The organism is Vibrio mediterranei, assembly GCF_900088415.1.
In the GTDB taxonomy this organism is placed as follows: domain Bacteria; phylum Pseudomonadota; class Gammaproteobacteria; order Enterobacterales; family Vibrionaceae; genus Vibrio; species Vibrio mediterranei.
Window position 1 is genome coordinate 226326 of sequence record NZ_FLLQ01000001.1, and the last position, 11410, is coordinate 237735.

10 protein-coding genes are annotated in these 11410 nt (G+C 42.1%); 9 read left to right on the forward strand and 1 reads right to left on the reverse strand.

What is annotated here, in order from left to right; all coding sequences use genetic code 11:
- Nucleotides 1-2 precede the first annotated feature (2 nt).
- The 3 genes from VME0621_RS01010 to VME0621_RS01020 are packed head-to-tail and all read left to right on the forward strand — an operon-like array spanning nt 3 to nt 2843.
- The gene (locus VME0621_RS01010; RefSeq protein ID WP_038226955.1) at nt 3-1319 is read left to right on the forward strand and encodes a TolC family outer membrane protein; all 1317 of its coding nucleotides are present in this window, start codon (nt 3-5) and stop codon (nt 1317-1319) included.
- A complete protein-coding gene (locus tag VME0621_RS01015; protein WP_038226954.1) occupies nt 1319-1936 on the forward strand; it encodes an OmpA family protein in 618 nt (205 codons plus the stop codon). The genes VME0621_RS01010 and VME0621_RS01015 overlap by 1 nt, the downstream gene beginning before the upstream one ends.
- 25 nt (nt 1937-1961) lie before the next feature.
- Nucleotides 1962-2843, forward strand: a complete 882-nt coding sequence (locus VME0621_RS01020; RefSeq protein ID WP_062461579.1) for a PstS family phosphate ABC transporter substrate-binding protein — start codon at nt 1962-1964, stop codon at nt 2841-2843.
- Between the two features lie 49 nt (nt 2844-2892).
- Here the strand turns inward: VME0621_RS01020 and VME0621_RS01025 are convergent, their stop codons facing one another.
- Complete coding sequence (locus VME0621_RS01025) at nt 2893-4947, reverse strand: alpha-amylase (protein ID WP_062461427.1); 2055 nt, start codon at nt 4945-4947, stop codon at nt 2893-2895.
- A gap of 170 nt (nt 4948-5117) precedes the next feature.
- Here VME0621_RS01025 and VME0621_RS01030 point away from each other — a divergent pair, with 170 nt between their 5' ends.
- The 6 genes from VME0621_RS01030 to VME0621_RS01055 all read left to right on the forward strand — a co-directional run bounded on the left by VME0621_RS01030 (nt 5118) and on the right by VME0621_RS01055 (nt 11409).
- Nucleotides 5118-5693: a hypothetical protein gene (locus VME0621_RS01030; protein WP_062461430.1), complete on the forward strand. Its 576-nt coding sequence runs from the start codon at nt 5118-5120 to the stop codon at nt 5691-5693.
- 468 nt (nt 5694-6161) lie between these two features.
- Nucleotides 6162-7115: a TerC/Alx family metal homeostasis membrane protein gene (locus VME0621_RS01035; protein ID WP_062461433.1), complete on the forward strand. Its 954-nt coding sequence runs from the start codon at nt 6162-6164 to the stop codon at nt 7113-7115.
- 286 nt (nt 7116-7401) lie between these two features.
- Complete coding sequence (locus tag VME0621_RS01040; protein ID WP_006073603.1) at nt 7402-7590, forward strand: hypothetical protein; 189 nt, start codon at nt 7402-7404, stop codon at nt 7588-7590.
- Nucleotides 7591-8038: 448 nt separating this feature from the next.
- Nucleotides 8039-9268, forward strand: coding sequence for a peptidase T (pepT, locus tag VME0621_RS01045; protein WP_062461436.1), 1230 nt, complete (start codon nt 8039-8041; stop codon nt 9266-9268).
- Nucleotides 9269-9296: 28 nt separating this feature from the next.
- Nucleotides 9297-10151, forward strand: coding sequence for a mechanosensitive ion channel family protein (locus tag VME0621_RS01050; RefSeq protein ID WP_038226948.1), 855 nt, complete (start codon nt 9297-9299; stop codon nt 10149-10151).
- 124 nt (nt 10152-10275) lie between these two features.
- Nucleotides 10276-11409: an efflux RND transporter periplasmic adaptor subunit gene (locus tag VME0621_RS01055; RefSeq protein ID WP_062461439.1), complete on the forward strand. Its 1134-nt coding sequence runs from the start codon at nt 10276-10278 to the stop codon at nt 11407-11409.
- The last annotated feature ends 1 nt before the right edge of the window (nt 11410 follow it).

Sequence of the window (11410 nt, forward strand, 5' to 3'; positions counted from 1 at the left end):
GTATGCGTTGTTCAAAGCTCATGCTGTCTATGTGTGTGGCGTTTGCATCTCAAGCTCACGCGATCTCACTAGAAGAGTCAGTAGCATTTGCAATCGATTATAGTCCAGAAGTACTTGCCCAGTACTCTAGGTATCAATCGGTAATTAGAGATGGTGATGCAGCCAGTGGTTATCGCTTACCGCAAGTAAATCTGTATGCTGCGGCAGGTGTTGAAGAGACTCGTTATAACAATGGTAATTATATCGACCCAGATGATAGGCGACTAAACCGAACCGAATTAGGCGTTCGGGTATCGCAGCTGTTATTTGATGGATTCGGTACTAGTGCGAATGTAAAACGCCTTGGCTATGAGGCTGAAGCTGAGCGTCTAACCCTGATTTCAAGGGCTGAAAATGTATCGCTTGATGTTGTCAGAATATATTTGGAGCTATTAGAAGCAGAAACGTTACTGCAATTGGCTAATAGGAATGTGCTTGAGCACCAAGAAATATATCAAGACGTGTTAGACAAAAAACAGAAAGGGTTGGCAAGTAATTCAGATTTAGCACAGATCTCAGCACGTGTCGCGACGGCACAGTCATCTCAAATATCGGCTCAAAACAACCTCTATGATTTGAAAACACAGTTTTTGCGCTTAGTAGGCAAGCCTGGAAGCGAATTGGTCTTTCCAAAATTCGACAGTGGATTGCTCCCAAGCACCCTTGATACAGCGATTCAGCAAGCAGTTGATAACCATCCTGAGATTCAAGCTGCAATGATTGATATGGACGCCGCAAGGCAAGAGATTCGACGTGAAAAAGGCGATTATTATCCGGAAGTTAAATTGGAGCTGCATGCAAACAAAAATCGTAACGTAGGAAACGTAGTGGGTCCAGATGAAGATATGCGCGCCATGGTGACGCTGGATTACGATATTTTCAGTGGCTTTTCAACCAATGCACGAGTGGAGTCTTCGGCGTGGCGTTTAGAGGAGGCACGTGCCATAAGAGTACGAACTGAACGTGAAGTAAGAGAGGGTACTGAACTAGCGTGGAATGCTTACTCAATGTTGGAACAACAAATTCGCCTGCTCCAACAAAATGTCGATGCGGCAAAAATTGCTGAACTTGGTTACATCCAGCAATTCAATGTAGGACGACGCAGTTTGCTTGATGTCTTGGATGCCAAAGTTGAGGTCTTTCTTGCTAGACAAAACTATATCCGAAGTAAGTATGATCGCACCTTTGCTGCATATCGACTATTAAACGCGATGGGCGTGCTGACGTACGCATTACGTGTTGAACATCCAGACGAGTGGCAAAAAGAAGGAGAGTCGTAATGAAGCGATTATTTATCATGGGGCTTCTTCCTTTTTTGCTTATTGGTTGTGCTGAATCTCCAAACGTTCAAACTAATAGACATCAAATTGATGATTTACGTGATCAAGACCAAGATGGCGTTATTAATCAAAGAGACCGATGCCTTGATACTCCCAAGCATGTCGCGGTCGACAATACTGGCTGCGCAGATTGGCAAATTTCCGACAAACCAGTGGTTGTAAGTGTTGACTTTGATTTCGATAAATCAAAATTACGTTCCGACCAGACGTCTAAAGTGAAGCGACTTGTCGATATGTTGGAGCAATACCCTAACTCCAACGTGGTTCTAATAGGGGATACGAGCTCAGAAGGAACAGATACTTACAACAAAGCGCTTGCTAAGCGACGCACTGGTGCAATCCGTAATGAGCTTGAGCGAATGGGTATTGAATCAGAACGCATTTCGGAGCAGGAGTTCACGCAAACAACGTATTACACAGAACAGCTTCATAAACGTAAGCGTCGAACGATAGCGGTTTTTTATCGCCCTGAAATGAAAGTAACCGAGGAGTGGGATATCTTTACTTCGGAAAAAAACTTAAGCAGTGCGACTAAGGTGGAGGCTCCCAGTGAATAAACTGAGTATAGTAATTATCGGTAGCATGGCAGTTTCTCCGTTCGCCCTAGCAGAGCAGAAAATGACACCGCCTTCTATTGTTGCGGTTGAGCACAACTTAGTCCCTTTAATGCAGGCATTAGTTGAAGCAAAGCAATTAGATATCACTGTTAAGGGTAGTGCTGATGTTCCTTATAGCATCACCAATAACAAACTTGCCATGGGAATTAGCTCTCGTAAATGGAAAGACAGAGAGGTGGCAAAATTTGTTCAAGTACATGGTTATAAGCCAACGGAGTTGTTCTTTACGGCTGATGTGATAGCAATTGTCGCTAATAAAAGTAATCAAACCCAATCTATTTCTGTGGCGGAGCTAAAACGAGTCTTTGGCTGCCATTCACAACCAGATGTGGTGAGGTGGGCGGACGGTAATGGACAGAGCACTATCCCTATGGTTCCTTTTGCTATCGACAATCAATTAGTAATGCACAAGGAGTTTTCAAGTTGGGTGACATGTAAAGATGACGAATACGTTGCGACGCACTTTGTGTCTGACAAACTAACATTTTTAAATGAAATTTCCGGTGAGGAAGGGGCGCTCGGTTATACCGTTTATAGTGATGAACTGAAAGATACCAATATTTTAAAAGTCACCAACCGTTTTGGTGAGTCTTATGATGTCAATAAAGAAACGATATTGTCTGGACGTTATCCGCTAGCTAGCGTTTACTACATGTATCTAAATCTACCTCCGAATCGAGAGTATTTTAATGAGCAAGAAGAGTTCTTTATTGGCTTAACGTTGTCTGAAGAGCAGAAACCAGTGCTCAATCGATATGGGTTTATCAGTTTGCCGCCAGAAGCTATTCAACGTAATCGAATTAGACTAAAGCTAGATGAACCTATGATAGAAGGAGGATATAAATGAGCTCTTAGGCTTATTGGCCTAAGAACTCTTGATTGAATGGCTCTAGCTGTTAGTTTCCAAAATAGGCGATGACGACTTTGTCGTCGCCTAATTCTCTTGAAAATACGTAAGCGTTGTCATTCGCCAATACTGTATGTTTTCCTGCTCCTATGGCTGGGTGTCGATCTCTAAATTGTCCAACTGTTTCCCAGTGTTTTAACAACTTTTGCTTATCATTTGAAAGCTCCCAAATCATGTCCGAGCGAGTACCTTGATGGAAATCATCTGCATAAGGACCGATGTTTCTTCCCACCTCATCGCCGTAGTAGACTTGAATCGCGCCAGGGCTTAGTAGCAGGGCATTGGCCGCATTTCGTTGCATGTCATAGTCTTTAAAGCGGCTAAAAAACAATTCTGTGTCATGAGACGACATGTAACTTACTGGATTGAAATCAGGTGAACTTTGAATGGAGTCAGCGTAATGCTGATAAGTGTCCGCCATCTGGCTAAAGCATGCAGCGCCTTTGTCGAGCTTCTTTTGCATATCAAAGTTAATTAAAGCATCAAACCCATCATCAAAGTAGGGGCTTCTGTAGGCGCTGTGCCCCCATACTTCACCCATCATCCAGAAAGGCTGTCCTTCAACGTTATTTTTTGAACGCCACAACTCAAGACTAGAAGTCGCTTCAGCTTTGAGTCTTTTCCAGACCTCGCCTTCAACGTGCTTGACGGTATCAACTCGATATCCATCTATACCGAAGCGTTTAACCCAATCAGTTTGCCATTCGATTAAGTAGTCCGCCACGGTATAATTGTCTCTAGCGACTACTCGTGTGCCTGGGTTATTTAATAGAAACTCTGGTGGTTGAACGGTTTTATTCGATTCTGTTTTGAAATCTGGCAGACCTGCAAGGGACAAGGTTGTGTCACTAGAGCCTGGCTTATCGTAGCCAGGTAGACCAGTTCTTACCCAATCAGGTCCCCACCAATCAGCCCAATGGTGTGAGTTGTAATTTATATTGATGTGATAACTGTGCCAATTTTCACCTTTCTTAGGTGCCCATTGTGTCCAGGTCTTTGGAAGTACATTGGTAGCTTTGGCAACATCAATGTGGTCGAATTGGAGGTCGGCAAGTGTTGAATAGCCTGGATGATTAATGACAGCGTCCAACAAAACCTTTATCCCACGCTTATGGGCTTCAGAAACAAGCTGCTTCAAATCATTATCATTACCAAAGCTCTGGTCAATTTTGGTGAAGTCGCGAGCCCAGTAACCATGATAGGCATAAAATGGAAACGATCCGCTATCGCCACCCCCAACAAAACCATGTACCTGCTCTACGATGGGAGAAAGCCAGATCACGTTGGTACCAAGCGCTTTAATATAATCTAGCTTTTCAGTGACGCCTTTTAAGTCGCCACCATGAAATGTCCCGACCTCATCTTTACCATCTTTTTGACGTCCATAAGGTTGTATTGCCTCCGGGTTGGAATCTTTAAAACGATCGACCATGACGAAATAGATGTTGGCGTTTCTATAATCGAACTTGGTGTTCGATTGGACTGATTTAACTGACTCTAACAAGGTTAGACCGCCACTCGATGCGTTTGGTTGTAGTGAGACTTGACCATTATGTACAGTGACTACTGAACCTGAAAACACATCCTTCAACTGTGTCCCGTCGGGGTAAGAGCTTCCTAGATCAATAGTTTGGAGCTGGTTAGGGAGCTGTTCGCACCTAACATTTGGTATTGGACGTTTAAACTCAGTTTTAGCCACTTTTTTAGGTTGTCGTTTAAAGGTCAACGTGTGAAGTTTTTCATCGTAGATGAAGGCGTAGTCTCCGGTGAACCTAATATTCAAAGGCAAAGTAGATATTTTGTCGCATAGTAGAGGAACTGGAGTGTTGAACTTAACCTTATTGGGCAGCTCATTATTGCAGAGCGTGTCTATAGCGCTGATCTCGAGCTGATACTTATCTTTATTAAGAGTGACGACTAATGGTGTTGTAGGGTCTAGTGGATAGTCTCTGCTCGTTGTGGAGGTAGAGATGGTTAAGTAGGGTGATGCAAATAGCGATGGCGAAGCCAACAGCATACAAGCAAGTAGGGTCTTATGTTTCATGCTCATTCCGTTGTTCTAATAATCCGAGGTTACTGTAAGTTGCCTCAAGCGGTTTCACATCATTCCCATGCTCTACGCCTCAAAGTCAGAGTAAGCTCACATAACGGATTCTTAGGGATGAGTTAGAGGGGGATGAGTTCGTAGAAAGAAATAATAGGTATCATCGAGAGATGAAATTAAGAATATTGTTGTTATCACTACTGATTCCCTCTATCTGCTTTGCTATGACTACATGGCCATCTCGTTATGTGATGGGAGAGTTGCCATTAAGTGACTTAAATCAGGTTAGGTCGCTGTCTGATGTATATGATTGTGGTGAAATAGAACATCAGCGTTATTGCGGTTTTGACACAAACTACCGTGGCATTCCTATGGTGGCTGAGATCGATGTTGTGAATCAGTCAGTAGCGCGAGTGTCTTTTTTCATACCAATGACGGTTACAAATTACACCAGGCTTCAGACCTTACTACGTTCTGACGGCTATCAATTAAAAAGCGTTAAAATAGCGGGTAAGGAATTGATTGTTGAAGATTTAATCAATCAGGATTTACCTCATATAGCCGATAAGAAACTCATAGAATTTTTGAACTTATATCCCATTTCTGAGTCCAAACTATTTACCTGGATCCGCAAAAATGAGATTCAGAATACGTTAGCAACAGAAACGCTTTTAATGACAAGTGACAAAGAGCAAATCATGCTCACTTGGGACTTTCCCCAGTTTTCTAACACTGTCACACAATAGTCTTACGACTGTCATTTCAATGTTACATTCAAAAAGTAACTTGAATTGCGTAAAGTATAGAAGGAGTTAACCATGAAAAAAATGAGACGTGCACAGCTTCATCGTTGTCGTATTCAATACTGGAAAGAAACAAACCAGAAAACAACGGATAAAGTAAAAGCGTAATCAAGCTTTACAAACCAAGACGTGAAACCAGCATAAAAAGAAAGTGCTGGTTTTTTCGTTTTTAGCCCACAAAAAAGATAGACAACCTCAAATTTGAGGCATACAATCCGCTCGTTTTGGGGAGTAGTCACCCGTTTATTTGTCGTCATCTCGTTAAGTCTAGAGCTTATCCGGCAAATAAGAGCGCAGACAGCGCTTTGACGAGACCAACGCAATCAAATGCTCAGTATTTTGTTACTGAGTGAAGTATTTGTTTGTGGAAGGTCGACACCCATACTCTTCGTCCTTCCGCCTGGAGGACTTATGAGCCCATCTATTTATGTTTCTTTCTTTGTACTAACGCTAGCTTTGGTTGCGTTGGACATATATCAAACTCGCGGTGGTCAAATCTCTATTCGCAAAGCAGCGATATGGAGTGTGTTTTGGTTTTTACTAGCGTTTGCTTTTTCTGCAACGATTTACTTATTTTGGGATTTTTACGCTCCAGCAAGTGATTACACCGCGAAAAAGGCGACGGTGTCTTTCTTAACGGGTTACTTATTAGAGAAATCGCTGAGCGTGGATAACTTGTTCGTGTTTGCAATTATCTTCCACCAGTACGCAGTACCTCAACATTTGCGACCAAGAGCTCTGCTTTGGGGTGTTATAGGTGCATTGGTTTTAAGAGCAATCATGATCAGTGTTGGAGCTCAGTTACTTGCTGAGTTCCACTGGGTAATGTACTTGTTCGCGGCGTTCTTGATCTGGACAGGTATTAAGCTTGCTAAAGACTCAAGTGAGGATGAAGTTAACCCATTACCTGAACGTGTAATTAGAAAGTTAGTGCCGGTTACAGATGATTTTCATGGTAACAAGTTATCTATTATCGAAAACGGCAAACGTGTATTTACACCAATGTTAGTCGTAATCGGTGTGATTGCGTTTATGGATATTATGTTTGCTCTAGACTCAATTCCTGCGATTTTTGCAGTTACTAGAGAGCCGTTCTTAGTACTAGCAGCTAACGTATTTGCTCTGCTTGGGCTACGTTCTTTGTACTTTGTACTTGAAGGGATGATGAATCGTTTTGTTTACTTAAAACCAGCGTTGTCATTCATTATGATTTTCATCGGTGTGAAAATGGCATTAGTAGGTTCAGCTTGGGAAATCCCAACTTGGGTGTCGTTAAGTGTGATTCTAGTGACTATGACCGTAGCAACGGTTGCATCGCTCTATCGAGAAAAGCGCGAACCTCATATGGTGGATAAGAATAGCTAACGACAAATAGCAAAAAACCTCTTAATTATAAGAGGTTTTTTGTTTAACAATAATACAACAACTTCATTATTGCCAAGTACTTGGTGCGATATTTATGCATTTATTTAGGCGCATTCTGACTATGTAGTCACCATTCTGAGATAACATCAACTGGCTGTTGTTAACGCCTTGTTTTATTAGAATAACTAATGCGAATCCCCAAATTTTGTCATTTTTTAAACAGCGTTTTTTTGCCTAATATTGTCACCAACAACAACGAGTTACCCAGTTTTTAAGAGAGGCAATCATGGCACAAGCAATGAACATCGAAACTATCGCTGTACCCTCTATGGAAAAGAAAACCTACGCGGTTAACTTCAAAGGATTGATTGCACATTTACTAGACATTATGTTCGGTAAAGGCGAAGTAGAGAACACTTACTACGCAAACGAATTATCTGGTCACATGCAGCGTGATATCGGTATAAACCGATAAACACAAAGAATTTGAAAAAGAGCACCTAGTTATCTAGGTGCTCTTTTTTTTGCTCGTTTTAATAATCTTAACCCTATCAGTGTTCTTCAAAACCACCTTTTTTCTGTAACGTTTTTACTAACTCAACTCTTTCTGATTCCCGAGATGTGTTTTTTGTAACTACTTCAGTAGCCTCACTAAGATCCTCTGGAGAAAACACGTAATGTTTATTGACCGTCATAAGATAAGCCCACATTTAGATTGGTAAACGTAATTTATAAACTCATTATTTATCTAATGTCTCTAATCGTCATCAGCCCAAACTATCAAATTTAGGGCGTAGGGTAATAGGCGTATATTAATTGGCGTTTTTCTCACTCAATCTATATAAAACTGATTCATCGCAATTTAGTGGCAATGAGTTTACGTATGATGAGTACCAATATTCATAAGAACGTAAGGTGAAAAAATGACAAGTCTTATCGACCGGTTTCTCAATTATGTCACGTTTGACACGCAATCAGACCCGTCACAAGGTTGTTGTCCAAGTTCAAAAGGTCAAACGACATTCGCTGCGTTTCTCAGAGACGAACTTCTATCACTAGGTCTGCATGAAGTTGCTTTAGATGACAACGGATATGTAATGGCAACACTTCGTTCCAATGTTGACTACAACGTTCCAGCCATCGGTTTTGTTGCACATATGGACACAGCCCCTGATGCTTCAGGAGCTAACGTAAAACCTCAACTAGTAGAAAATTATCAAGGTGGTGATATTGCTTTGGGTAAGGGCGAGGAAGTCTTGTCTCCGATACAGTATCCAGATCTTCATGAGTTACATGGGCATGACATCATAACCACCGATGGCACGACGCTATTGGGTGCAGATAATAAAGCAGGTATTGCAGAGATCATTTCTGCAGTAGAGTATCTGATCGAAAATGCAGATATCCCTCACGGCGACATCAAAATTGCCTTCACCCCAGATGAAGAGATAGGACGTGGCGCGGACTTGTTTAATGTTGAGAGGTTCGGGGCACAGTGGGCCTACACGATAGACGGTGGACCTGTCGGAGAGCTTGAATACGAGAACTTTAATGCAGCCGCCGCAATGGTGACGTTTCATGGTAACAATGTTCACCCTGGCACGGCGAAAGGCAAGATGGTGAACTCCATGACTTTCGCATCGCGATTCCAAGCAGAAATGCCTTCAGAAGAGACGCCTGAAATGACAGAAGGCTATGAAGGCTTCTTCCACCTGACAACAGCAGAAATGTCAGTACCGAAATCTACGCTACATTATATTTTGCGAGACTTTGAGCAAGAAGGTCTGGAGAGACGAAAAGCTTACCTGGAGGATAAGGTCGCGACATTTAACCAAGGTAGCAAACAGAAACTCGTCACTTTAACGATCACTGATAACTACTCTAATATGAAGGAAATGGTTGAACCACATCCACATATTGTCGATATTGCTAAACAAGCGATGATAGCTTGCGATGTTAAGCCAAACATCAAACCGATTCGTGGTGGTACGGATGGAGCACGATTATCGTTTATGGGCCTACCATGTCCAAACATCTTTACTGGTGGTTATAATTTCCACGGTATTCATGAATTTATTACCGTTCAAGGAATGGAATTAGCAGTAAACGTGATTGTGCAAATTGCGAAAGACACTGCAATTCGTTATCGTTAAGGAAAACAAAGTTATGCAGTAGGCGACCATGGAAGATTTTCAAAAAGTAATAGCGTTCTTATTAGAAAACAAACTGTTATTAAGCTTTCTGGTCGTCTTTGTTATCTTAGTCATTCGCCGAGTGACCCTTTCTGGTATCCGAGGGGATGTCGCTTTCTTATCGGAAGATCAGCGTAAATGGATGTCGAGAACTAAAAATGGTTCTTTTGCTATTATCGTTATCACGTTGTTTTTGGTTTGGAAGTCTGAAATCAGTGAGTTTGCACTGTCGGTTACGGCTATTGCCGTCGCTATTGTCGTTGCTTCCAAAGAAATTATCCTGTGCTTTACTGGTTCTATCCAAAGAGCGAGCTCTCGTTCATTTAGAATCGGAGATTGGATTGAGGTTGGCAAAACGAGTGGTGAGGTAATAGAGCACAACTTAATGGCGACTGTTATTCAAGAGATAGACTTGTATCACGGCCAATATCACTTCACTGGCAAAACGATCACTTTGCCAAACAGCATGTTCTTCACTTACGCGGTAAAAAACCTAAACTTCATGAAAAGGTATGTCTACCATAGCTTTTCTATTATTGTCCCTGGGTTTGACAACTTATTCCCATTATTACCTGAACTTACGAGTAAAATTGAACACCATAGTGAGAGCTTTATCGATGTTGCGCGGCGCTATAACAGTGTTATAGAGAAACATGCCGGTGTCGATCTCCCTGGTTCAGAGCCACATATCCACATTTCTAGTGGCGCGACGGGGGAACAAATTCTACATGTAATGATATTTTGTCCTACAGAATTAGCGACACATTTAGAGCAAGAAATTCGCGCTGATTTTATGAATATCTACCACCATGCATTTCCAAAAGATATAGAAAAAACTACGTAAAAACAGTTCGTTATATTTTGAAACACTTTCAACATAACTATTAATACTTCTCGGACATTCAGCTGACTTGTAATTTGCTAGTCTGCCAAAGCTTGTTCCAATTAGAAGATAAAATGGTGTTTCAATGCCTAAAAAACTACTCGTTGCTAGCCTAGTCTCTGCTGTTCTTTTAGCAGGGTGCGGTGAAACAACTAATACCCAACAAAACGCGCCAGCACCTCTAGTACAAACCCAAGCGGTGGAGGTGGTTCCTCATCAACAAAGTAAAATTTATATCGGACGCATGGATGCGGTAGAAGACACGGCTATTACAGCTCAAGTCTCAGGCTACTTACTGGAACGTCATTTCCAAGAAGGGCAAATTGTAGAAAAAGGACACTTGCTCTATACCATTGAGCCTTCAACGTTTGAAGCTCAAGTAGCGAGCGCAAAAGCTATGGTTTCAGAAGCTCGCTCCTCGTTAAAGAAAGCAGAACTGGACTTCGAGCGTGGTAAAAACCTAGTTAAATCAAACAATATCTCTCAGGCCGAATTTGATGCATTAACTGCTTCACTAATGAGCGCTCGCGCGCAATTAGAAGCTGGAATTGCACAAGAGAAAGTTGCTGAAGTAAACCTATCGCATACTACGATCAGAGCACCATTCACAGGTCGAATTTCTGACAGTAAAGTAAGTACGGGTGACCTGTTATCACCGTCTTCAGGTGTGCTTACTACTCTTGTGAGTATGGATCCTATTTATGCCTCATTCAGTATTTCAGAGCGAGAACGACTTGCGTTAGGCATGGACCAAATTGAAGGTGATGGTTCTGATGAATCTAATGGCGTAGCAGTCAACGTTATCCTAGAAGATGGTCGCGTCTATGAACAACAAGGGAAAATCGACTTTTTAGGCAACCGAATTAATCTTAATACTGGCACATTAGCGATGCGTGCAGTGGTCGAAAACCCAAGCCAAAGACTGCTACCGGGTCAACATGTTCGCGTAGAGCTTATGGAAAAAGAGGCGAGTGACGTGGTTACTGTGCCAAGACGAGCAGTACAAACTGACCTAGAAGGTGACTTTGTCATGATCGTTTCTGAAGGAAATGTGGCGGAGCGCCGCAATGTTGCACTAGGACCTCAGGTGGAAACGGGGGTTGTGATCCGCTCTGGTCTTAAAACTACTGATGTTGTTATCACTCAAGGTCTACAACGTGTAAGAAATGGAATCCCTGTACGTATTCAAGAGCCTAAGTCACAAGAACAGGGTGCCTAAT

What these genes read in the sequence shown, in the direction of transcription:
- VME0621_RS01010 (WP_038226955.1), top strand. Translation starts at nt 3, where the DNA reads ATGCGTTGTTCAAAGCTCATGCTGTCTATGTGTGTGGCGTTTGCATCT.
- VME0621_RS01015 (WP_038226954.1), top strand. Translation starts at nt 1,319, where the DNA reads ATGAAGCGATTATTTATCATGGGGCTTCTTCCTTTTTTGCTTATTGGT.
- VME0621_RS01020 (WP_062461579.1), top strand. Translation starts at nt 1,962, where the DNA reads ATGGCAGTTTCTCCGTTCGCCCTAGCAGAGCAGAAAATGACACCGCCT.
- VME0621_RS01025 (WP_062461427.1), bottom strand. Translation starts at nt 4,947, where the DNA reads ATGAAACATAAGACCCTACTTGCTTGTATGCTGTTGGCTTCGCCATCG.
- VME0621_RS01030 (WP_062461430.1), top strand. Translation starts at nt 5,118, where the DNA reads ATGAAATTAAGAATATTGTTGTTATCACTACTGATTCCCTCTATCTGC.
- VME0621_RS01035 (WP_062461433.1), top strand. Translation starts at nt 6,162, where the DNA reads ATGAGCCCATCTATTTATGTTTCTTTCTTTGTACTAACGCTAGCTTTG.
- VME0621_RS01040 (WP_006073603.1), top strand. Translation starts at nt 7,402, where the DNA reads ATGGCACAAGCAATGAACATCGAAACTATCGCTGTACCCTCTATGGAA.
- pepT (WP_062461436.1), top strand. Translation starts at nt 8,039, where the DNA reads ATGACAAGTCTTATCGACCGGTTTCTCAATTATGTCACGTTTGACACG.
- VME0621_RS01050 (WP_038226948.1), top strand. Translation starts at nt 9,297, where the DNA reads ATGGAAGATTTTCAAAAAGTAATAGCGTTCTTATTAGAAAACAAACTG.
- VME0621_RS01055 (WP_062461439.1), top strand. Translation starts at nt 10,276, where the DNA reads ATGCCTAAAAAACTACTCGTTGCTAGCCTAGTCTCTGCTGTTCTTTTA.